This is a genomic window from Streptomyces sp. NPDC033178, assembly GCF_055577685.1.
On record NZ_JBVIPT010000021.1, the window covers coordinates 21,226 to 43,874 of the forward strand.

The 22,649-nt window shown below is 70.9% G+C and carries 19 protein-coding genes; 9 read left to right on the top strand and 10 right to left on the bottom strand.

Annotated features, from left to right (window positions below):
- Positions 1–51: 51 nt before the first annotated feature.
- On the bottom strand, positions 52–5,037 hold the full coding sequence (locus ACZ5VQ_RS39635; protein ID WP_469109252.1) for an ATP-dependent helicase: 4,986 nt from the start codon (positions 5,035–5,037) through the stop codon (positions 52–54).
- A gap of 191 nt (positions 5,038–5,228) precedes the next feature.
- Here ACZ5VQ_RS39635 and ACZ5VQ_RS39640 point away from each other — a divergent pair, with 191 nt between their 5' ends.
- The 3 genes from ACZ5VQ_RS39640 to ACZ5VQ_RS39650 are packed head-to-tail and all read left to right on the top strand — an operon-like array spanning position 5,229 to position 7,158.
- The gene (locus tag ACZ5VQ_RS39640; RefSeq protein WP_469109253.1) at positions 5,229–6,221 is read left to right on the top strand and encodes an AraC family transcriptional regulator; all 993 of its coding nucleotides are present in this window, start codon (positions 5,229–5,231) and stop codon (positions 6,219–6,221) included.
- Positions 6,122–6,853, top strand: coding sequence for an AzlC family ABC transporter permease (locus tag ACZ5VQ_RS39645; protein ID WP_469109349.1), 732 nt, complete (start codon positions 6,122–6,124; stop codon positions 6,851–6,853). Before ACZ5VQ_RS39640 ends, ACZ5VQ_RS39645 begins: the two co-directional genes overlap by 100 nt.
- Complete coding sequence (locus ACZ5VQ_RS39650; protein ID WP_359715782.1) at positions 6,850–7,158, top strand: AzlD domain-containing protein; 309 nt, start codon at positions 6,850–6,852, stop codon at positions 7,156–7,158. The genes ACZ5VQ_RS39645 and ACZ5VQ_RS39650 overlap by 4 nt, the downstream gene beginning before the upstream one ends.
- 144 nt (positions 7,159–7,302) lie before the next feature.
- On the opposite strand, the gene ACZ5VQ_RS39655 is transcribed toward ACZ5VQ_RS39650, so the two are convergent.
- Entirely contained in the window at positions 7,303–8,247 is a 945-nt protein-coding gene (locus tag ACZ5VQ_RS39655; RefSeq protein ID WP_469109254.1) for a hypothetical protein, read from the bottom strand.
- A gap of 80 nt (positions 8,248–8,327) precedes the next feature.
- On the opposite strand from ACZ5VQ_RS39655, the gene ACZ5VQ_RS39660 reads away from it, so the two are divergent.
- From ACZ5VQ_RS39660 to ACZ5VQ_RS39685, 6 genes are all read left to right on the top strand, one after another.
- The gene (locus tag ACZ5VQ_RS39660; RefSeq protein ID WP_055618504.1) at positions 8,328–8,522 is read left to right on the top strand and encodes a DUF3046 domain-containing protein; all 195 of its coding nucleotides are present in this window, start codon (positions 8,328–8,330) and stop codon (positions 8,520–8,522) included.
- A gap of 60 nt (positions 8,523–8,582) precedes the next feature.
- Entirely contained in the window at positions 8,583–9,842 is a 1,260-nt protein-coding gene (locus ACZ5VQ_RS39665) for an AI-2E family transporter (protein WP_469109255.1), read from the top strand.
- 274 nt (positions 9,843–10,116) lie between these two features.
- The gene (gene recA / locus ACZ5VQ_RS39670; protein WP_362079241.1) at positions 10,117–11,244 is read left to right on the top strand and encodes a recombinase RecA; all 1,128 of its coding nucleotides are present in this window, start codon (positions 10,117–10,119) and stop codon (positions 11,242–11,244) included.
- A 3-nt stretch (positions 11,245–11,247) separates the two neighbouring features.
- Positions 11,248–12,249, top strand: coding sequence for a recombination regulator RecX (recX, locus tag ACZ5VQ_RS39675; protein ID WP_469109256.1), 1,002 nt, complete (start codon positions 11,248–11,250; stop codon positions 12,247–12,249).
- Positions 12,250–12,637: 388 nt separating this feature from the next.
- Positions 12,638–13,384: a helix-turn-helix domain-containing protein gene (locus ACZ5VQ_RS39680; protein ID WP_469109257.1), complete on the top strand. Its 747-nt coding sequence runs from the start codon at positions 12,638–12,640 to the stop codon at positions 13,382–13,384.
- Entirely contained in the window at positions 13,381–15,912 is a 2,532-nt protein-coding gene (locus tag ACZ5VQ_RS39685) for an ABC transporter permease (protein WP_469109258.1), read from the top strand. The genes ACZ5VQ_RS39680 and ACZ5VQ_RS39685 overlap by 4 nt, the downstream gene beginning before the upstream one ends.
- 229 nt (positions 15,913–16,141) lie before the next feature.
- On the opposite strand, the gene ACZ5VQ_RS39690 is transcribed toward ACZ5VQ_RS39685, so the two are convergent.
- From ACZ5VQ_RS39690 to ACZ5VQ_RS39725, 8 genes are all read right to left on the bottom strand, one after another.
- The gene (locus ACZ5VQ_RS39690) at positions 16,142–16,600 is read right to left on the bottom strand and encodes a rhodanese-like domain-containing protein (protein ID WP_469109259.1); all 459 of its coding nucleotides are present in this window, start codon (positions 16,598–16,600) and stop codon (positions 16,142–16,144) included.
- Positions 16,597–17,142, bottom strand: coding sequence for a cupin domain-containing protein (locus tag ACZ5VQ_RS39695; RefSeq protein ID WP_469109260.1), 546 nt, complete (start codon positions 17,140–17,142; stop codon positions 16,597–16,599). The genes ACZ5VQ_RS39690 and ACZ5VQ_RS39695 overlap by 4 nt, the downstream gene beginning before the upstream one ends.
- An 80-nt stretch (positions 17,143–17,222) precedes the next feature.
- Positions 17,223–17,309 (bottom strand): putative leader peptide, encoded by an 87-nt coding sequence (locus ACZ5VQ_RS39700; protein WP_313960178.1) that lies wholly within the window; start codon positions 17,307–17,309, stop codon positions 17,223–17,225.
- 65 nt (positions 17,310–17,374) lie between these two features.
- Positions 17,375–18,970 carry an FAD-dependent monooxygenase gene (locus ACZ5VQ_RS39705; RefSeq protein WP_469109261.1) on the bottom strand — a complete coding sequence of 532 codons (1,596 nt, stop codon included), beginning with the start codon at positions 18,968–18,970 and terminating at the stop codon, positions 17,375–17,377.
- Between the two features lie 190 nt (positions 18,971–19,160).
- Positions 19,161–20,075: an amino acid ABC transporter permease gene (locus ACZ5VQ_RS39710; protein ID WP_362079262.1), complete on the bottom strand. Its 915-nt coding sequence runs from the start codon at positions 20,073–20,075 to the stop codon at positions 19,161–19,163.
- Positions 20,072–20,737, bottom strand: coding sequence for an amino acid ABC transporter permease (locus ACZ5VQ_RS39715; RefSeq protein ID WP_359943436.1), 666 nt, complete (start codon positions 20,735–20,737; stop codon positions 20,072–20,074). The genes ACZ5VQ_RS39710 and ACZ5VQ_RS39715 overlap by 4 nt, the downstream gene beginning before the upstream one ends.
- An 89-nt stretch (positions 20,738–20,826) precedes the next feature.
- Positions 20,827–21,672 carry a glutamate ABC transporter substrate-binding protein gene (locus ACZ5VQ_RS39720; protein WP_469109262.1) on the bottom strand — a complete coding sequence of 282 codons (846 nt, stop codon included), beginning with the start codon at positions 21,670–21,672 and terminating at the stop codon, positions 20,827–20,829.
- A gap of 60 nt (positions 21,673–21,732) precedes the next feature.
- Positions 21,733–22,509: an amino acid ABC transporter ATP-binding protein gene (locus ACZ5VQ_RS39725; RefSeq protein WP_143638069.1), complete on the bottom strand. Its 777-nt coding sequence runs from the start codon at positions 22,507–22,509 to the stop codon at positions 21,733–21,735.
- Positions 22,510–22,649 lie beyond the last annotated feature (140 nt).

Below are 22,649 nucleotides of genomic sequence, written 5' to 3' on the forward strand. Positions count from 1 at the left end.
CCGGTGGCGACGGGTGGGCGTTGGGCGGGCGGCTCTACGCCGCGGGCTGCTCTACGCGCGGAGGCGCAGCCCTCGTGGGGTCGCGTGGAAACCGGCTCCTTCCAGGAGGGTGCCGAAGGGGGATGTCAGTGCGGAGGCGCCGTTGACCCGCTCCACCGTGACCGTGCCGAGGGATCCCGCGCGGGCGGCCGCGGCGAGTGCCTCGGCGGCTGTGCGCAGGCGTGGGTCGTGGAGCGCAGAGTCGTCGGGGGGTGAACTGTCGGAGGGCGAGCCGTCAAGGGTGGACGGCCAGGCCAGGAGCGTTTTGCCGCCGCGCTCCATGTAGAGGGTCAGCTCGCCGTCCACCAGCACGACCAGGGAGCCCGCCTTGCGGCCCGGCTTGTGACCGGCGCCGGTGGGGGGTTCTGGCCAGGGGAGGGCCGCGCCGTAGGCGTTCGCGGGGTCCGCGGCGGCGAGCACGATGGCGCGGTTGCCGTTGCCCGCGCGCGTACGGGAGGCGGGGCCTCCGGGGAAGGCCTGCGGGGCCGTACGGGGGGTGTCGGCGAAGCGGGGCGGATATCGGTGGTCGGAGTCGGGCGTCGGGGCACCGGGGAAGGGCGGTCCGGAACCGTCGCGCAAGGAGTACGGGTCGTTGTCCGACCGGAGTGCGTCGGAGGCGGGGAAGCCCGTGTCGCCCATGTCGTCGAAGGGGGCCGGGTGTTCGGTGGGGCCGTCGGTGGGACCCGGTGTGCGTGCGCCCGGGCGGCCGCCGGGCAGGGGCATGCCCGGGAATCCGGGCTCCGGCAGGGCTTCGCCCCGCTCGCGGGCGTTGGCCGCCGCGCGCAGCCGGTCCACCGCGCCGTCCATCGCGAACTGGGCGGCGCCGAGTCCCTCCACCACATAGCCGCGGCGGGCCTGGCCGCTCTCCTCGAAGGCGGACAGGATGCGGTAGACGGCGGAGAAGCCGCCCTCCACGCCCTCCGCGGCGACCGCGCCCCGGGTGACCACGCCGTGCCGGTCGAGCAGGGTCCGGGCCAGGGCATGTGCGCGGACCGTGGCGTCGGGCTCGAGACCGGGGAGCAGTGACCAGCGGCCCGCGACGGTCGGCGGGCCCGTCCGGGACTGGGGGCGTGCGGCGGCCGTCAGGCTTCCGTACCGTCCGCGGGGCACCGTCCGTTTCGCGCGGTGCGCGGTGGAACCGGCGGTGCGGCCCGAGCCGAGGAGGGAGCGCATCGGGCCGAGTGTGTCGTTCGTCAGACGGCCCGACCAGGCCAGGTCCCAGATGGCGTCGGCGAGTTGGGGATCGGTGGCATCGGGGTGTGTGGTGGCACGGATCTGGTCGGTGATCTGGCGGAAGAAGAGGCCGTAGCCCCCGGAGAGGGCGTCCAGGACGGACTGGTGGAGCGCGGTCAGCTCCAGGGGATGCGGGGGTGGCAGGAGGAGGGGAGCGGTGTCCGCCAGGTAGACGGACACCCAGCCGTCCTTGCCGGGGAGCGCGCCCGCCCCGGCCCAGACGACCTCTCCTGCGGCGGTCAGCTCGTCGAGCATGGCGGGGGCGTAGTGCGCGACGCGGGACGGCAGGACGAGCTTCTCCAGTGCAGACGCGGGCACCGAAGCGCCCTGCAACTGCTCGATGGCGCGCACGAGTCCGTCGATGCCGCGCAGGCCGTGTCCGCTGCCGAGGTGCTGCCACTGCGGCAGGAACTGTGCGAGCGCGGCGGGCGGCACCGGCTCCAGCTCATGGCGCAGCGCGGCCAGCGAACGGCGCCGCAGCCGGCGCAGCACCGTCGCGTCGCACCACTCCTGACCGATCCCCGCCGGGTGGAACTCCCCTTGGACGACGCGACCGGCCGCGGCGAGCCTCTGCAGTGCCCCTTCGGTCACGGCCGGACCCAGGCCGAAGCGGGCCGCCGCCGTGGTCGAGGTGAACGGGCCGTGCGTGCGCGCGTACCGGGCGAGGAGGTCGCCGAGCGGGTCCTTGACCGGTTCGGTGAAGGCCTCCGGGACGCCGACCGGCAGCGCCGTGCCGAGCGCGTCACGCAGCCGGCCCGCGTCCTCGATCGCCGCCCAGTGGTCTGCCCCGCCGATCCGGACCCGGATGGCGCGGCGGGCCGAAGCCAGGTCCCGGGCCCACTCCGGTTCGGCGCCGCGCTCGGCCAGTTCGGCGTCGGTGAGCGGGCCGAGCATCCGCAGGAGGTCCGCGACGCTTTCGGTGTCCTTGGCGCGGCGGTCTTCCGTGAGCCACTGGAGCTCGCTCTCCAGCTCCGTCAGGACGTCGGCGTCCAGGAGCTCGCGCAGCTCCGCCTGGCCGAGGAGCTCGGCGAGCAGACGCGAGTCCAGCGACAGGGCCGCGGCACGCCGCTCGGCGAGCGGGGAGTCTCCCTCGTACAGGAACTGGGCGACATAGCCGAACAGCAGTGACCGGGCGAAGGGTGACGGCTCCTGTGTCGTGACCTCGACGAGCCGCACCTTGCGGGACTCCAGGTCACCCATCAGTTCCGTGAGGCCCGGTACGTCGAAGACGTCCTGGAGGCATTCGCGAACCGCTTCCAGAACGATGGGGAAGGAGCCGTACTCGCTGGCCACCTGGAGTAGTTGGGCGGCGCGTTGGCGCTGCTGCCACAGGGGGGTGCGCTTGCCGGGGCTGCGGCGCGGCAGGAGCAGGGCGCGGGCGGCGCATTCGCGGAAGCGGGACGCGAACAGGGCGGAGCCGCCGACCTGGTCGGTGACGATCTGGTTGACCTCTCCCTTGTCGAACGCGACGTCCGCCGCGCCCACGGGGGCCTGCTCCGAGTCGTACTCCGTGCCCAGCTTGGTGGGTTCCTGGTCGAGCAGGTCCAGGCCCATCAGGTCGGCGTCCGGGAGGCGCAGGACGATGCCGTCGTCGGCGTGCATGACCTGGGCGTCCATGCCGTACCGCTCGGAGAGGCGGGCGCCCAGCGCGAGGGCCCACGGGGCGTGGACCTGGGCGCCGAAGGGCGAGTGCACGACGACCCGCCAGTCGCCCAGCTCGTCACGGAAGCGCTCGACGACGATGGTGCGGTCATCCGGGATGTGGCCGCAGGCCTCGCGCTGTTCGGCCAGGTAGGACAGGATGTTTTCGGCGGCCCAGGCATCCAGGCCCGCCGCGAGGAGGCGTAGGCGGGCGTCGTCCTTGGGCAGTGATCCGACCTCGCGCAGGAAGGCGCCCACCGCGCGGCCCAGTTCGAGCGGACGCCCGAGCTGGTCGCCCTTCCAGAACGGCAGTCTGCCCGGCACACCGGGGGCGGGGGACACCAGGACGCGGTCGCGCGTGATGTCCTCGATGCGCCAGGAGCTGGTGCCGAGCGTGAAGACGTCTCCCACCCGGGACTCGTAGACCATCTCCTCGTCGAGCTCGCCGACCCGGCCGCCGCCCTTCTTGGGGTCGGCGCCGGCGAGGAAGACCCCGAAGAGGCCGCGGTCGGGGATGGTGCCGCCGGAGGTGACGGCGAGGCGCTGGGCGCCGGGGCGGCCCGTGACCGTACCGGCGACGCGGTCCCACACCACACGCGGCCGCAACTCGGCGAAGGCGTCGGAGGGGTAGCGGCCCGCGAGCATGTCGAGCACCGCCGTGAACGCCGACTCCGGAAGTGACGCGAAGGGGGCCGCGCGGCGGACCGTGGTGAGCAGGTCGTCGACCTGCCAGGTGTCGAGCGCGGTCATGGCGACGAGCTGCTGGGCCAGCACGTCCAGGGGGTTGGTGGGGATGCGGAGGGACTCGATGGAGCCGGTGCGCATCCGCTCGGTGACCACGGCGGCCTGTACGAGGTCGCCCCGGTACTTGGGGAAGACCACGCCTGTGGAGACCGCCCCGACCTGGTGGCCCGCACGGCCCACGCGCTGGAGGCCGGACGCCACGGACGGGGGTGACTCGACCTGGACGACGAGGTCCACCGCGCCCATGTCGATGCCGAGCTCCAGGCTGGACGTTGCGACCACCGCGGGCAGGCGGCCCGCCTTCAGGTCCTCCTCGACGAGGGCGCGCTGCTCCTTGGAGACCGAGCCGTGGTGGGCGCGGGCGATGACCGGCGGGGCACCTTGGGCCGCCCCCGAGCCCCCCATCAGCTCGGCCGGCGCGTGGTGCTCCTCCAGGGGCTCGCCCGTCGCCCTCTCGTACGCGATCTCGTTGAGCCGGTTGCAGAGGCGCTCCGCCAGACGGCGTGAGTTGGCGAAGACGATCGTCGAGCGGTGGGACTGGACCAGGTCGGCGATCCTCTCCTCGACGTGCGGCCAGATCGAAGGGCGCTCGGCTCCCGTGTCGGAGTCCGCGACGGGGGAGCCGCCGAGCTCGCCCAGGTCCTCGACGGGCACGACCACGGAGAGGTCGAATTCCTTGCCGGACGGGGGCTGGACGATCTCGACCCTGCGGTGGGGGGAGAGGTAGCGGGCGACCTCGTCCACCGGGCGGACGGTGGCGGAGAGGCCGATGCGGCGGGCCTGCTTCGGGAGCAGTTCGTCCAGGCGCTCCAGGGTGAGGGCGAGGTGGGCGCCGCGTTTCGTGCCCGCGACCGCGTGCACCTCGTCCAGGATCACCGTCTCGATGCCTGTCAGCGCGTCGCGCGTGGCCGACGTGAGCATCAGGAACAGCGACTCCGGGGTCGTGATCAGGATGTCGGGCGGGCGGGTGGACAGTGCGCGTCGCTCGGCGGGCGGGGTGTCGCCGGAGCGGATGCCGACCTTCACCTCGGGCTCGGGCAGGCCCAGGCGCACCGCCTCCTGCCGGATGCCGGTCAGCGGGCTGCGCAGGTTTCGCTCCACGTCGACCGCCAGGGCCTTCAGCGGTGACACGTACAGGACCCGGCAGCGCTTCTTCGGGTCGGCGGGGGGTGGGGTCGAGGCCAGCTGGTCCAGGGCGGCGAGGAACGCGGCCAGGGTCTTGCCCGAGCCGGTGGGGGCCACGACCAGCACGTCCGAGCCCTCGCCGATGGCTCGCCACGCTCCGGCCTGGGCCGCGGTGGGCGCGTCGAAGGCACCCGTGAACCAGGCACGGGTCGCTGGTGAGAAGCCGTCCAGGGCTCGGTGTGCGGAGCTGACCATGCGTCCATCCTGCACCCGGCCACTGACATCGGGGCTGACCTGCGGAGGGATCGGTTGTGAGGGGTTGGTGGCGAGGGGTTGGCTGCGAGCCGGTGGGTTGCGCGGCCGCTGTCGCTGTGAGTCGGGGCCGGCGGCTGCGGGGCGTGGGATGTGCCCGTCCCGTGTTTGCCCCGATGGCGGAGACTGGGGGCATGGCTGGAGCGGGGAAGGAGCGGGCTCGGCACTGGCAGTATGCGGAGCTGCCCGGTGTCGATCTGCTGCGGGCTCGGTATGTGCAGAAGACCTTTGTCCGGCATACGCATGAGAACTTCGTCATCGCCGCAATCACCGATGGTGTCGAGGTCTTCCGTCACGGCGGGGCGGATCAGTACGTGGGGGTCGGTTCGCTGGCGCTGGTCAACCCCGATACGTCGCACACGGGGCGGGCAGGAGTGCCCGAGGGCTGGCGGTACGGGGCCGTCTATCCGTCGCCGGAGCTGGTTGCGGAGATCGCTGCTGAGACCACCGCTCTTCGTGGTACTCCGGGGTTCGTGAGCCCGGTTCTCGATGATCCGTACGCCGTGACGCTGGTCCATCAGGTGTTGCGGGCCGCCGAGGAGGGCAACGCGCTGGCAGCCGACACGTTGTTGCGCGTTGCTGTGACCCGGCTGCTGCGGGTGAACGGAGGGCCACTGCCGGAGCGGGTCCTGCGGACCGCGGGAGCCAGGGTGGCGGCACGCGCGCGTGCCGTTCTCGAGGAACAGATCGTGGAGCCGCCCACCCTGGAGCGGCTCGCCGCCGATCTGGGGACCAGTCCCTTCGCGCTGTTGCGCGCTTTTCGGGACGCCTATGGGATGCCCCCGCACGCGTGGCTGACCGACGTCCGGGTACGGCGCGCGCGTCGGTTGCTGGACTCGGGTGTCGCGCCCGCGGAGGCGGCCGTCGCGGTGGGGTTCACGGACCAGCCGCACCTCAATCGGCACTTCACGCGGATCGTGGGCGTGCCGCCGGGCGCGTACCAGCGCGAGCGCAAGAACGTACAAGAATCGCGGCGGCAGATTCTCGTACCGTCCGGGGCGTGGCAGAACATGCAGCTCTCGCAGACATACGCAGTGAAGACGGCGGAAAACCCGACGCCGCCGTCGTACGGGACGCCCTCGGAGTCGGGGTTGCCGTCGGACTGTCCGGTTTCGCCTTCGGAGTGACCTCGGTGGGCAGCGGGCTCACGCTGCTGCAGACCTGCGCACTGAGTCTTCTGGTGTTCACCGGCGCCTCCCAGTTCGCCCTGGTGGGTGCGCTGGCCGGCGGGGGCAACCCGTTCACGGCCGCGGCGGGCGCGTTCTTCCTGGGGGTGCGCAACGCCTTCTACGGGCTGCGGCTGTCGCAGTTGCTGGCCCTCCCGCGCGCGGTGCGGCCTTTCGCCGCCCAGTGGGTCATCGACGAGACCACGGCCGTGGCCCTCGCCCAGCCCACGCGGCGCAGCGTACGGATCGGCTTCACCGTCACCGGGCTCACCCTCTACGTGTTGTGGAACCTCACCACGCTGCTCGGCGCGCTCGGCGCCGACGCCATCGGCGACACCGACGCCTGGGGCCTGGACGCGGCCGGGCCCGCCGTCTTTCTGGCGCTGCTCGCGCCCATGATCAAGACCACCATGGAGCGGGTTGTCGCGGGACTCGCGGTCGTCCTCGGGCTCGGGCTGTTGCCTGTCCTGCCTGCCGGTGTCCCCGTCCTGGTGGCCGCGCTCGCCGCCCCGGCCGTCCTGTGGGCGGAAGGGCGCCGCCGGACGCGTACCGGGCCGGACGAAGACGACGACACCGTGGGGGAGGGGCGTTGAACATCTGGATCGCCATCGGCCTCACCGCCGTCGGTTGCTATGCCGTCAAGCTCATCGGGCTGCTGATTCCTGCGGGCCTGCTGGAGCGGCCGCTCGTCCAGCGGCTCGCCGCACTGTTGCCCGTCGCCCTCCTGGCCGCCCTCACGGCCCAGCAGACCTTCGCCGACGGACGCGTCCTGGTGCTGGACGCGAAGGCGGCGGGGCTTGCCGCGGCCGCCGTGGCGCTGGTGTTGCGTGCCCCGTTCCTGCTGGTCGTCGCCGCGGCCGTGCTCGTCACGGCGGGGGTGCGGGCGATGACCGGCTGAGGAGGGGCCGGGCCGAGGTGATCTGGGCTGAGGAGGGGGCACGCGTGCGTGTGCCCCCTGATCAAGGCCCTGCCGACGATCGGAAGCGGCACCTCACGACCGGTGATCGGCTTGGCCAGGACGGCGAGCGGACGGGCGACGGCGTCATCCGACGGACAGTCCATGGGCCCGCAGGGTGCGCAGGGCCTCGATCGTCACGATCGGGCGTGCCTCCAGGGCCGCACTCGGTGCCCACTGGCGCCGGCGGATCGGCCAGCCGCCGTCCTCCTGCTGCCGGCTCACCAGGAACTCCAGGGAGCCCGTCATCTCGGCGTCGGTGAACCACGCGCGCGCGAGTGAGCCCGGGGTCTTCGCGTAGTCGTACGGGAAGAGGTGCTCTCCGGGCGCGTAACCGGGGGCCACGGGGAATGCGTCAAGACGTGCCGGGTCCAGCGCCGCGAGCCGGTGCTCGCGCACCAGGCGGCCGAGCCGGTCGGCGGCCGCCTCCGCGCGCGGGCGGTCGGGCGCCGAGTCCAGGAAGGCCACGGCCGCCTCGATCTCGTACGGATGCGACTTGTCCAGGGAGTCCACCGCCTGCCAGCAGAAGTCGGTGGCCCTGAACAGCCAGGCGTGCCAGACCTCGTTGCGGTGCAACAGGCCCACCACGGGGCCGGTGGCGAGAAGTTCGCTGGGCGGGTCGTCGACGATCGGCAGGAAGGGCGCCGCCGGATAGCCGCGCTGGCTGGGATGGATCGTCGGCAGTGCGCCGTCCTGCGTCGACACGGAGGTCAGATAGCGGCACATGCGCTCCACCCGCTGCCCGTCACAGCGCCCGATCGAGTCCAGGACGCGCAGCGCGTGCCCGGTGTGCAGGGGCTGGCTGACCGGGCCGCGCAGACCGGGTTCCAGTGCGTGACCGTACCCGTCGTCCTCGTTGCGGTAGGCGGACAGCGCGGTCTCGACCGCGTCGGCGCCGCCGCCCAGGAAGTGGTACGCGAAACGGCGCTGCTCCAGCACGCGCGCGGTGAGCCAGACGAAGCGCTCGGCGCGGGCGAGGGGGGTGTGCGCCGGGGGCGTCGGGGGGAGTGGGGATGCTCCTGTTTCGGCCATGAGTCAGACCGTAGGACGGAAAGCGTTCTCGGCAAGCGCTCCCGGCTCGGGCCCACTCTCAGGGGCGGGATACTGGAGTCATGCGGTTGACGGTCTTCTGGCAGCGAATGGCGGATCACTTCGGAGCGGGGTACGCCGATACCTTCGCGCGCGACCACGTGATGTCGGAACTCGGCGGACGCACGGTGCGGCAGGCGCTGGACGCGGGCTGGGAGGCGAAGGACGTGTGGCGCGCGGTGTGTACAGCGGTGAACGTTCCCTACGAAAACCGCTGACGGGACCCGAAGATCCGGGGCCAGGGGTCGATTGTCGGAGGTGTGGGCGAGACTTGGTCCGTGGCATCGACAGATGAGACCGCGCACGTCGGTCAGCAGGCATCCCCGCTCGGCACGACACCCCCCAGGCCCCCGGCCGGGAGCGCGGCCGGGACGGGTGCCCGCATGCCGCGCTGGCTGCCGCGCGCCATGGTGCTCGCCCTCACTCTCATCGCCTGTTTCCAGCTGGGCAGCTGGGCCTTCCACGAGCTGACCGGGCTGCTGATCAACATCCTGATCGCGTTCTTCCTGGCCCTCGCCATCGAGCCCGCGGTGAGCTGGATGGCCTCGTACGGCATGCGCAGGGGCCTGGCCACCGGGATCGTGTTCCTCTTCGTGATGATCGCCAGCGCGGGCTTCGTCACGCTGCTCGGCTCGATGCTCGCGGGACAGATCATCGACATGGTCGAGGACTTCCCGAAGTACGTCGACTCGGTGATCAGCTGGATCAACACGACCTTCCACACGGAGCTCAGCCGCGTCGACATCCAGGAGGGCCTGCTGCGCTCCGACTGGCTGCGGAAGTACGTGCAGAACAGCGCGAGCGGTGTCCTGGACGTGTCCACACAAGTGCTGGGCGGACTCTTCCAGCTCCTGACGATCACACTGTTCGCCTTCTACTTCGCCGCCGACGGCCCGCGGCTGCGGCGCGCCCTGTGTTCCGTACTGCCGCCCGCCCGGCAGGCCGAGGTGCTGCGCGCGTGGGAGATCGCCGTCAACAAGACCGGCGGCTATCTGTACTCGCGCGGGCTGATGGCCCTGATCTCCGGCGTCGCGCACTACATCCTGCTGGAGTCCCTCGGCGTGAACTACGCGCCCGTGCTCGCCGTCTGGGTGGGTCTGGTCTCCCAGTTCATCCCCACCATCGGTACGTACCTCGCGGGCTCCCTGCCGATGCTGATCGCCTTCACGGTCGACCCCTGGTACGCGCTGTGGGTGCTGCTCTTCGTCGTGGTCTACCAGCAGTTCGAGAACTACGTGCTGCAGCCCAAGCTGACCGCGAAGACCGTGGACATCCACCCGGCGGTCGCCTTCGGGTCGGTCATCGCGGGCACTGCACTCCTCGGCGCCGTCGGCGCGCTGATCGCCATCCCGGCGGTCGCCACGCTGCAGGCCTTCCTGGGGGCCTACGTGAAGCGGTACGACGTCACGGACGACCCCCGGGTCCACGGGCGCCGCGAGCGGGGCACGAGCACTCTCCTCGCACGCATACGACGCGCGCTGAAGGGGCCCCGGGAGGCGCGGCCGGCGGAGGACGAAGAACCCCGCGACGCCTCCTAGCGCACCGGCGCGGCGCCCGTACGACCCTGGAAACAGCCGGGAGATACGGCCCGCGACACGCTCCCGTCGAAGCGCGTGGTGCGCTTGACACCAAAATCGAACATCCATTCTGATGGAGGCTCCGGCGAAGCCCGAGACAGGACGTCGACGGGGATTTTGGTGGAGAAGCGCCCGAGTTATCCACAGGCCGGACGGGCGTCGGGGCGCATTGTCAGTGGCAGGCGTTAGCGTCTTTGACGTGAAGCGATCGACACAAGCAAATCGGGTGGAACCAATGGCAGCAGGCACTGACCGCGAGAAGGCGCTCGACACCGCACTCGCACAGATTGAACGGCAATTCGGGAAGGGCGCGGTGATGCGCCTCGGCGAGCGGCCGAACGAGCCCATCGAGGTCATCCCCACCGGGTCGACCGCACTCGATGTCGCCCTCGGCGTCGGCGGTCTGCCGCGCGGCCGAGTGGTCGAGGTGTACGGCCCGGAGTCCTCCGGCAAGACGACCCTGACCCTGCACGCGGTGGCGAACGCGCAGAAGGCCGGCGGCCAGGTGGCCTTCGTCGACGCGGAGCACGCCCTCGACCCCGAGTACGCGAAGAAGCTCGGCGTCGACATCGACAACCTGATCCTGTCGCAGCCGGACAACGGCGAGCAGGCTCTGGAGATCGTGGACATGCTGGTGCGATCCGGCGCCCTCGACCTCATCGTCATCGACTCCGTCGCAGCCCTCGTCCCGCGCGCGGAGATCGAGGGCGAGATGGGCGACTCACACGTGGGTCTCCAGGCCCGGCTGATGAGTCAGGCGCTCCGCAAGATCACCGGCGCGCTGAGCCAGTCCCAGACCACCGCGATCTTCATCAACCAGCTGCGCGAGAAGATTGGCGTGATGTTCGGCTCCCCGGAGACCACGACCGGTGGCCGGGCGCTCAAGTTCTACGCCTCGGTGCGGCTCGACATCCGCCGTATCGAGACGCTGAAGGACGGCACGGACGCGGTCGGCAACCGCACCCGCGTCAAGGTCGTCAAGAACAAGGTCGCCCCGCCCTTCAAGCAGGCCGAGTTCGACATCCTCTACGGGCAGGGCATCAGCCGCGAGGGCGGCTTGATCGACATGGGCGTGGAGAACGGCTTCGTCCGCAAGGCCGGCGCCTGGTACACGTACGAGGGCGACCAGCTCGGCCAGGGCAAGGAGAACGCGCGCAACTTCCTCAAGGACAACCCCGACCTCGCCAACGAGATCGAGAAGAAGATCCTGGAGAAGCTGGGCGTCGGTGTGAAGCCGGAGAAGCCCACCGCCGAGCCGGGCGCGGACGCGGCGGTGTCGGCAGCGTCGGACGAGGCCGCGAAGACGGTTCCCGCTCCCGCCGCCAAGGCCGTCAAGCCCAAGGCCGCGGCGGCCAAGAGCTAGTCCGTGACACGGCGAACCGACTGGGCCGAGTACGTCCACCCCGCAGCCTCCGAAGGGAAGAGGCGCGGGGGTGGCAGCGGCACGGCCGGAGACAGCGACAGGGCGTACGACGTTGACGGGCCGTACGGTCTCGGGGCCTGGGACGCCGAGGCCGCGTACGGCGATCCGGAGGGGGACGGGCGGCCGGACGACGGTCCGCGCCGCGATGACGGTCCGCGCCGCGATGACGGTCCGTACCGCGGCGACGATCCGCGGGACGGTGACACCACGCCGAGCGGCGGATCGCGTCGCGGCTCCGGCCGGCGCGGTGACGATGGCTGGTCGTACGGGGGCGACGGGCCGCAGGGCACGGGGGAGCGGGATGCTGGAGCCCCGCGCGGTGGCGGCCGTGGTGGACGTGGCCGCGGTCGGCGGCGTGGTTTCGGCGAATCGACTGCAGGCGGCGACCCACAGGACGGAGGCCCCTCTTCCTCGTCGAGGGCCGAGAAGGGGGAGCCCCCAGGGGACCCGGCTGAGCGGGCGCGGGGCATCTGCCTGCGCCTGCTCACCGGGACCCCGCGCACGCGGAAACAACTCGCGGACGCGTTGCGCAAGCGCGAGATCCCGGACGACGTGGCGGACGAGGTGCTCTCCCGCTTCGAAGAGGTCGGGCTGATCAACGACAGTGCCTTCGCGGACGCCTGGGTGGAGTCACGGCATCACGGCCGGGGCCTGGCCCGGCGGGCGCTCGCCCGGGAGCTGCGGACCAAGGGCGTGGACTCCGCACTGATCGACGAGGCCGTCGGACAGCTCGACTCCGAGCAGGAGGAGACGACCGCACGCGAGCTCGTCGCCCGCAGGCTGCGCTCCACACGCGGCCTCGACCGCGACAAGCGGATACGACGCCTCGCGAGCATGCTCGCCCGCAAGGGCTACTCCGAAGGCATGGCCCTCAGAGTGGTCCGGCAGGCGTTGGAGGAAGAAGGCGAGGACACGGAGTTCCTCGATGACGGCGAGGGCTTCTGAGACAGGCCCTTGAGGAGGCGTGAGGTTGCCTCCGGGCCGACCTGTTCCGGGCCCCGGGCACGGTGGACGCGCGGGGGCGCCCATCGCGTCCGGGGCCGGGACGGGTGGAGCGGGGCAGGGCGGAGGCCAGCTGGGCGGAGCGCGTGCTTCCGACACCAGCGCCAGCACCGATGTCAGCGCCGACGCCAGCGCCAGCTCCGATGTCAGCGCCGACATCGGAGTCGGAAGCCCGCGCCGGCGCCGGAGAGCCTCGACCCTGACCCCGGACGAGTGACAACTCCCTTCCGGGGAGCCCCTGTTGCCATGAGCGATGGTGGGGTTAACCCCCGGTCCAAGACGCTGGCCGACCGCAATGCACAGACCCCTGTGCACAGGCGACTGTGTACGCATGGCACAGGAACCCGGCGCCACCGACCCCGCTGAGCCGGGACACACACGTCCCGATCCCGCGAAGCCCGAGCACACAGCTCCCGACCCCGACCCTCGCCCGGCCCCCGTCGAGCTCTCCGACCTCGCCGCGCTCAAGGCACTTGCCCAGCCCCGGCGGCAGTGGATGCTGCAGCACCTCACCGTGCACGGCCCCGCCACATCCGCGACGCTCGCCAGGGCGCTCGGGCTCAACACCGGGGCCACCAGCTACCACCTGCGCGAACTCGCGCGCTACGGCTTCGTCGAGGAGACGGGTGCCGCCGGACACGGCCGCGAACGTTGGTGGCGAGCCGTCCCCGGTGACCGTCGCTTCCCGCCGCGCAGCCGCCAGAGCCCCGAGATGCGGCTCGTGATGGACGAGCTGAACCACCACGCGTACGCCGCCGACCTCGAACTCTTCGAGCAACTCCAGCGGGACGCGGCCGACGAGCCATGGGCCGACGCCTTCCCGTACTCGCGAGGCACGATCCGGCTGACGCTCCCCGAACTGCGCGAGTTCTTCGAGGAGTACATCGCGCTCCTCAACCGCTACAAGCGCCCCGAGGCGGACACGCCGGCCGACGCACGCACGGTACTCACCCGGTTCCTGGCCTTCCCCGCCCAGGCCGCCTCCGCAGAAGCGCCCACCCGCGATACCTCGCCCGACTCGGCGCCCGGCTCCACTCCTGACACCGCAGACGACGGAAGAGAGACCGAGACCTCATGATGCTTCGCTACGCCCTGCGGACCGTCCGCCACCGCAAAGGCGGATTCCTCGGTGCCTTCCTCGCCCTGATGTGCGCGGCCGCACTCATCACGGCCTGCGGCACCCTCCTCGAAACCGGACTGCGCGGCACCATCGGCACCGAGCGCTACGCCGCCACCCCCGTCGTGGTCTCCGCCGACCAGAACGTCCACCGGACCACCGTCAAGCACAAGAAGGGCAAGACGAAGACCAAACACAAGGCCAAGCCCATCGCCGAACGGGCCTGGTTGTCCGAGAACCTCACCACGACGCTCAGCCGAGTCCCCGGCGCCGATCGCGTCATCCCCGAACTGACCTTCCTCGCCGAGCCGTTGACGCCCACCGGCACAGGCGGTCGCACCACCTACGGCCACGCTTGGGACTCCGCGGCCCTCACCCCGTACACCCTCACCACCGGAACCCCGCCCCGCGCCCGGGACGACCTGGTCGTCGACCGCTACCTCGCCGACCGAGCCCGGCTGAAGCCGGGCGACCGCCTGACCGTCCAGTCCACCCGGAGCCCGCGCACGTATCGCGTCACCGGCATCGCCGCTCCCACCGGAGACGAGATACGCCACCAGACCTCGCTCTTCTTCTCCACCGCTGAAGCCCGGCACCTCGCCGCGCACCCCGGGCGGGTCACGGCGATCGGCGTCGTCCCGGCGAAGGGCACCGACACCGCCGACCTCAAAGCGGCCGTGGCCAAGGCGCTGCGCGGCACGACCGCGCAGGTCAGCTCGGGTGACGAGCGCGGTCCCGTCGAGTTCCTGGACGCGGCCGCCGCGCGGATCAAGCTCGTCAGCATGGGCGGAGCGATGGGCGGCACGTCCCTGCTCGTCGCCGTACTCGTGGTCGTCGGCACCTTCGCGCTCTCCGTGCAACAGAGGCACCGCGAACTCGCCCTGCTGCGCGCCATCGCCGCCACACCAGGACAGATCCGCAAGCTCCTCGGCCGCGAGGCACTGCTTGTCGGCGCGGCAGCCGGAGTGGCCGGAGCGCTCGCGGGGCTGCCGCTCGGCGGCTGGCTGCACGGCAGATTCGTCGCCCTGGGCGCCGTGCCCGCCACGCTTCAGCACACCGTCAGTGTGTTCCCGGTGTTCGCTGCCATCGCCGCCACGCTCATGGGTGCCTGGGCCGCCGCCCGTGTCTCCTCACGCCGCATCGCCCGTATTCGCCCGGCCGAGGCGCTCGCCGAGGCCGCCGCCGAGCGCGGCCGCCCCGCCTGGGGGCGCATCCTCGCGGGGCTCGTGCTGCTCGCCGGAGGTACGGTCCTCGTCGCCGTACTCAGCATCCTGCGCACCGAGCCGGCGTCGACTCCCGTGACGTTCCTGGCCGTTGTCGTCCTCGCCTCGGCCGTCGCGCTGCTCGGCCCGCTCCTGGTGAGGGCGGCCGCGGCGGTCCTGGGCGCCCCGCTGCGACTCAGCGGCCCGGGCGGCAGGCTCGCCACCGCCAATCTGCGGGGCAACGCCGCCCGCATGGCCTCCGTTGTCACGCCGCTCACCCTCCTCATCGGTATGACCTGCACCGTCCTCTTCGTCCAGCCGACCCTGGGACACGCCGCGCGCACCCAGGCCCGCGAGGGCATCCGCGCGGACTGGGTCCTCACCGCCGAGGGCCCCGGCGTCCCGGCGCAGGCCGCACGGCAGTTGCGTACGGACCGCGATGCCGCCACCGAGGTCGTCCGGACGACCGTCCGTGTCGGCCTCGACAAGTACGCGGCACAGGGCGTCAGCCCCGCCGGCCTGACCCGCACCTGGGACCCCGACGTCACCGCGGGCTCCCTCGCCGAGCTTACGTACAACACCGTCGCCGTCAGTGAACTCGCCGCGGACCAGCTCCACTTGAAGCCCGGCAGCACGCTGAAGCTCACCCTCGGGGACGGCACGCCCGCCACCCTCACCGTCGTCGCCGTCTACGCCAAGGGACTCGGCTTCGGCGACCTCACCATGGCCCACGACCTGGTCGCCCGCCACGTCGACAACCCGCTCGCGGCCACCGTCCTCGTCTCCACCGCCCGTTCACAGGAAGAACTCGCGGCCGCCGTCCGGAAGTTCCCGGGCGTCCGGGTCGTCTCGCCGGCCGCCGCGGACTCGTTGCAGGCCGAGCGCCTGCAGGCGAACGCCGAGGTCAACTACTTCGCCATGGGGCTCGTTCTCGCCTTCACCGCCATCGCGGTCGTCAACACGCTCGCCATGTCGGTCTCCGAGCGCGTACGGGAGTTCGCATTGCTCCGCCTCGCCGGTGCCACGCGGCGCCAGGTACTGCGGATGCTGCGGATCGAGGCCCTGTCGGTGCTGCTCCTGGCCACGACCCTCGGCAGCGGCATCGCGCTCGCTGTCCTCACGGCCTTCAGCATCGGGATGACAGGCAGCGCGGCGCCGGCCGTCACACCCCTGGTGTACGTGACGGTGGTCGCCGCCGCCGGACTGCTCGCCCTCGTCGGCACCGCGCTGCCGGGCCGGGTGGCCCTCAAGGCGCGGCCGGTCACGGTGGCAACGGCCAGGGAGTGACCTGAGGGGGCTGGGGGTAAGGGGTGGTGCGCAATGGTGGGGGCCCCTTACACGAAGGGGCCCCCACCGCTACATATGCCCAAGTAGGCGCCGGAGTACGCCGGCGGGGGAGGCTCTGTGTACGGCAGGAATCGCTGCCACGCACTCCGGGCAGGGGCGTGTGCCTCCGACCTGGTCCAGGCAGGGCCGCGGCTCCGACCCGCGCACACAGTTGTGACGGACGCCGGGATCAGGAAGTCTGACCGGAGCCGCAACCGGAGCTCTGACCGGAGGTCTGGGATGCCACCGGCAGGCCGGCCGCACGCCAGGCCTGGAAGCCGCCCACCAGATCTGTCGCCCGGTGCAGTCCCAACTGGCGCAGGGACGCGGCCGCGAGGCTCGATGCGTAGCCCTCGTTGCAGACGATCACGACGCGCAGGGCGTGGCTCGTCGCTTCGGGAGCGCGATGGCTGCCCTGGGGGTCGAGCCGCCACTCCAGTTCGTTGCGCTCGACGACGAGGGCGCCGGGAATCAGCCCGTCGCGCTCGCGCAGTGCCGCGTACCGGATGTCGACCAGCAGGGCCTCGCCCGCCCGCGCGGCCTCGTGGGCGGCGTCGGCCTCGACCCGGTCGAGGTCCTCACGAACCCGCTCAAGCAACTCGTCGATCCCGACCGGGGTTTCGGCTCGCAGGGGACCTTCGGCGGTCACTGCCAGTCCGCCGGGCGCTCGACCTGCTCAAGGCGCAGGACGTGGCCGCTGCGGCTGTAGCGGCGGATCCGCGGCAGCGGCGGGTAGTACGCGTGGACGGAGATCGCGTGCTCCTGCGTGGACTCGTTGAGCACCTCGTGCACATGGTGGCGACCGAAGGAACGGCCCTTGCCGGCCCCCAGACGCCGTTCACGGTCGATGCCCTCGGTCAGTTCGAGGGTCTTCCAGCCGTCGGTGGGCAGCCGCGCGGTGAGCGAGTGCTCCTTGAGCTCGCCCGACGCCGTGAGGAAGGCGCCGACCGACTCGGCGTGGTCGTGCCAGCCGGTGCCCGTACCGGGCGGCCAGCCGATGAGCCAGGCCTCGCTGCCGCCGGGGCCTTCGAGGCGTACCCACGTACGGCCCTCGGGATCGAGAGGGAGAGAGGCGATCAGCTCGGCGTCACCGGCCGTGCGCCGGACGAAGTCGAGCAGCTCGGCCTGCGTAGGGCCGTGAGCCGGAGCGGCGGCAGAGGCAGCGGGCGTCAGGGAAGGGGAGACAGACACGGGTACCGTCCTGGTTCAGCGTTCGCGTGGGAGCGCGCGGGAACGACGTCGCGACGCGCGCGGGTGGAGAGGATGCGAATTCAGCAGGACGGGCGACACACGCAGCCCGCATAGCGGACGAGGTCCATATGGACCCTCCGCCACAGGCGCACACAGGTGTCGGTCACGATCCGGAGTACACCATGACGGTCCGGACCGGTCAACTCAGTGTCACCGACTGGACAGCGCGCACTCAGGAGGTACCCGCAGCGGCCTCCGCCGTGGCCCGGGGGCCGCCCAGAGCCGCCTCCGCCGCCTCGTACAGATCCGCCGGGCGCACCCCGCTCAACGCCGTGACCAGGTGTCCGTCGGGGCGGATCAGCAGCACCGTGTGCGCCGCCGCACCCGGGTAGCTCTCGGCGACCAGCAGCTCGGCGTGGTGCGGCAGCGCGGTCACGGCGGCCGCGAGGCGCGGCATGATCCCGGCCGTCACCCAGTGCTTGCGCTCCCACACCCCGGTCCCCGGCGCGATCAGCAGGACCAGCAGCGCCCCGTGGCCCAGCCGGTCCCGCAGCCGTACGAAGGAACCGTCCTCCGCCGTCACCCGTACATCGGCAACCTGGTCGCCCACCGCCGTACCGACCTCGGCCGACGACTCGGCGCGTGGAGGCGAGAGAGGCGAATCGGCGTACGCCCCCGGCGCGCCCAGCGGGCCGCGCCCCAGATGACCGTCGGTGAGCAACGAGTCATGGCCGCGGGCCGACCCGGGCACCGCGGAGCGGAGTCCTCCGGCACGCAGTATCGGCAGCGCCTGGTCCGCGGCGCGCAGGCGCGCGGCGACGACCGCGCGCCGCTCCACCTGGTAACTGTCGAGCAGCGCCTCGTGCGGGCCGTGGTGCCAGGCGAGGGACAGCTTCCACGCGAGGTTGTCGGCGTCCCGCAGCCCGTCGTCGAGGCCCTGCGTACCGAGCGCACCGAGCAGATGCGCGGCGTCCCCGGCCAGGAAGACACGGCCGGCCCGCCACCGGCGCGCCAGCCGGTGGTGCACCGTGTGGACTCCGGTGTCCAGCAGCTCGTACGGGGGTGTGGTGCCCCCGCTCCAGCCCGCGAGGGTCTCGCGGACGCGCGCCACCAGCAGATCCGGCGTGACCAGGTCCTTGCCCGGCGGCAGCAGCCAGTCCAGGCGCCACACGTCGTCGGCGAGCGGGCGGGCGGTCACCTCCCCGGCCGAGGGGCCCGACGTCCGCCACGGCGGCATCCGGTGCAACAACGCCTCGCCGGGCCACGGAAGTTCCGTACGCAGCGCGGCGACGGCGTGTCGCTCCACGGCGGTGCGACCGGGGAAGCGGATGTCCTGGAGCTTGCGCACCGTCGAGCGCGGTCCGTCGCAGCCGATCAGGTAGCTGCCGCGCCACCAGGTGCCCTTGGGTTCGCGGGTGTGCGCCGTGACACCCGAGGTCTCCTGCTCGATCGAGTCGAGGCGGCTGTCCACGGCGACCTTGACCAGACGCTCGGTCGCGATGGCGGCCCTGAGCGCGGCGGTCAGTACGTGCTGGGGGACGTGCAGCGGTGCGGGCTCGTCGTCGCCGAACGTGATCTGCCGCATCACCTGCTTGCGCCGCATCGACCGCCATCCGGCCCAACGGAAACCGGCCTCGGCGAGCGGGAACCCCGTCAGCCGCTCGACCAGCGCGGTGGTGTCCTCGCGCAGTACGACGGTCCGCGCGAGCCTCTGTTCGTCCTTGCCGGGACCCTCGTCCAGCACGATGGACGGGACCTCCTGGCGGGCCAGCGCCAGGGCGAGCGTGAGTCCGACGGGCCCCGCTCCGACGATGATCACCGGGTCCACGACGCGGCGCCCCCTGCCCGGAGAGGTGTACCGAGGGTCTTACCGGGAGTGGCAGGTGGAGCGGGGTGCACGATCACAGAACGTATGCAACCCATTGCCGGTGCTTGCGTCAAGTGACGGAGGCAGTGGCGATCATGCCACTGCCTCCGGTTGCTCACATCTCGTCAGTTCTTCGGTCTGCGAGGGTCGTTCACGGACCCTTGTCGACCTCGTGGGTGACGTCCACGTGGTCGCCGGGGGCACTGAGCTCGTCGACCGCGTCCACTCCGAGGACCGCGCCGGTGGACTTCTTGCCGCGGCGCAGCCTGCCCTCCAGCCAGCTGGCGAAGGACGTGAGGGAGAAGTTGATCGCGATGTAGATCGCGGCCACGACCGTGAAGCTGGCGATGGTGTTCGCGCCGTAGTAGCCGCTCATCGTGTTCGCCGAGGCGAGCAGCTCGGAGAAGGTGAGGATCGCGCCGCCGAGCGCCGTGTCCTTCACGATCACCACGAGCTGGCTGACGATCGCCGGCAGCATCGCCGTGACCGCCTGCGGCAGCAGGATGAACCGCATCACCTGGTTCTTGCGCAGACCGACCGCCAACGCGGCCTCGGCCTGACCCCTGGGCAGCGACAGGATGCCTGCCCGGACGATCTCCGCGAGGACCGAGGAGTTGTAGAGCACCAGGCCGGTGACGACCGCGTACAGCGGACGGTCGTCCGAGCTGACGCCCGTGTACTCGGAGTACGCCGCGAGGGCGAAGATCATCAGAATCAGGACCGGAATGGAGCGGAAGAACTCCACCACGGCGCCGGCCGGGATACGGACCCAGGCATGCTCGGACAGACGGGCGATACCGAAAACCGCACCGAGCGGCAACGCGATGAGCATCGCGAGCGCCGCTGCGATGAGCGTGTTCTTCAGGCCCGGCCAGATGTAGACCGTCCAGGCCTCCGTGCCGGTGAAGAACGGCTTCCACAGGACCCACTCGAGCTGGCCCTTGTCGTCGAGCGTCTTGAACACCCACCACAGCACCGCGGCGAGGGCCACCAGGAACAGCACCGTGAAGATGACGTTCCGGCGCTTGGCACGCGGCCCCTGTGCGTCGTAGAGGACCGAGCTCATCGCTTCACCGCCACCTTCTTGCTCACCCAACCGAGAATCAGGCCCGTCGGCAGGGTGAGGCACATGAATCCGACGGCGAACACGGCCGCGATCAGCAGTAGCTGTGCCTCGTTCTCGATCATTTCCTTCATCAGCAGAGCCGCTTCGCCCACACCGATCGCGGCCGCCACCGTGGTGTTCTTCGTCAGCGCGATGAGTACGTTAGCCAGCGGGCCGACCACCGAGCGGAACGCCTGCGGCAGCACGATCAGCGTCAGGACCTGGGTGAAGTTCAGGCCGATGGCGCGGGCCGCCTCCGCCTGGCCGACGGGCACCGTGTTGATACCGGACCGCAGCGCCTCGCACACGAAGGCCGAGGTGTACAGGATCAGGCCGAGCACGGCGAGCCGAAAGTTGATGGTGTCGAACTTGTCCGCACCGAGACTGATGCCCAGCGTCTGGTTGAGGCCGAGCGAGGAGAACAGAATGATCACGGTGAGCGGGATGTTCCGCACGATGTTGACGTAGGCGGTCCCGAAACCGCGCATCAGAGGCACCGGACCGACACGCATGGCGGCCAGGAGGGTTCCCCAGATCAGGGAGCCGATGCCTGAGAGGACGGTGAGCTGCACCGTCGTCCAGAAGGCTTCCCACAGGTCGTAACCTTCAAGAAAGTCGAACACGATCTCCCGCGCTTCCGCGTGTGTGGAGGGCTCTTTCGAGCAGGTGCGCCGCCCCCGGGGGCGGCGCACCTGTCACATCAGGACCCGCTTCACTTGACGATGTTGCCGATCTTCGGGGCGGGCTCGTTCTTGTAGTTCGCCGGGCCGAAGTTGGCCGTCACGGCCTTCTCCCACGCACCGTCGGCGACCATCTTCTCGAGAGCCGTGTTGATCTTGGCCTTGAGGTCGCTGCCGTTCTTGACGCCGATGCCGTAGTTCTCGTTGGTCATCTTGAAGCCGCCGAGCTTGAACTTGCCCTTGAAGCTCGCCTGGGATGCGTAGCCGGCGAGGATCGAGTCGTCCGTGGTCAGCGCGTCGATGGCCTTGTTCTGCACACCGGTGAGGCATGCCGAGTACGTCGGGTACTCCTGGAGCTGCGCCTTGGGAGCGAGCTTCTCCTTGACGTTCTGCGCCGAGGTCGAGCCCACCACCGAACACAGCTTCTTGTCGTTGAGGTCCGCCGGCGACTTGATCGAGTCGTCGTCGGCACGGACGAGGACGTCCTGGTGGGCCAGGAGGTACGGACCGGCGAAGTCGACCTTCGCGTCACGCTCGTCGTTGATCGAGTAGGAGGCGGCGATGAAGTCGACGTCACCACGCTGGAGCATGGTCTCGCGGTCGGCGCTCTTCGCTTCCTTCCACTGGATCTGGTCCGCGTTGTAACCGAGCTGCTTGGCGACGTACGTCGCGACGTCGACGTCGAAGCCCTCGTAGCCCTGCGGCGTTTTCTGGCCGATACCGGGCTGATCGAACTTGATGCCGATGGTGATCTTCTTGCTGCCGCCGGAGCCGGTGTCAGCGCTGTCGCTGTCCTTGTCGTCCGAACCGCACGCGGTGGCCGTGAGGGCGAGTGCGAGGACGGCGGCCGAGGCGGCGGTGACCTTGCGGAGCTTCATGGTGAACATCCTTTGAGTGGTGAAGATGTGCGATCCGTCGGTGGCGGGTGACGCAGGCCGTCAGTGGTGCAGGATCTTCGACAGGAAGTCCTTCGCCCGGTCGCTGCGGGGGTTGCTGAAGAACTGGTCCGGCACAGCCTCTTCGACGATGCGCCCGTCCGCCATGAAGACGACGCGGTTGGCGGCCGAACGGGCGAAACCCATCTCGTGTGTGACTACAACCATCGTCATCCCGTCACGCGCAAGCTGCTGCATGACTTCGAGGACCTCGTTGATCATCTCCGGGTCGAGAGCCGACGTCGGCTCGTCGAAGAGCATGACCTTGGGGTCCATCGCCAGCGCCCGCGCGATCGCGACACGCTGCTGCTGGCCACCGGAGAGCTGCGCGGGGTACTTGTCCGCCTGCGTGGCGACACCCACCCGGTCGAGCAGCCCGCGGGCCTTCTCCTCCGCGGCCTTCTTGTCCGCCTTACGGACCTTGAGCTGGCCCAGCATCACGTTCTCGAGCACCGTCTTGTGCGCGAAGAGGTTGAAGGACTGGAAGACCATGCCGACATCGGCCCGCAGCCGGGCCAGTTCCTTGCCCTCCTCGGGCAGCGGCTTGCCGTCGATCGAGATGTCTCCCGAGTCGATCATCTCCAGGCGGTTGATGGCGCGGCACAGGGTGGACTTTCCGGACCCGGAGGGCCCGATGACCACGACGACCTCACCACGCGCGATCGTCAGGTCGATGTCCTGCAGCACGTGCAACGCACCGAAGTGCTTGTTGACGTTCTTCAGTACGACCAGATCGTCGGCCGCGGGTACGGCGTCCTTGGTCACCGATACTTCGGTCATCGGCCTCTTGCTCCGTCCTCCTCGGTTGCGGAGGACAGTAGTGATGCCGCACGACCAGCGTCATTACATCTGAGGGGAAATTGAGCATAACGATCTGGTAGCAACCGGACACTCTTCGTGAAGGCCGCGGCGGGCACGTA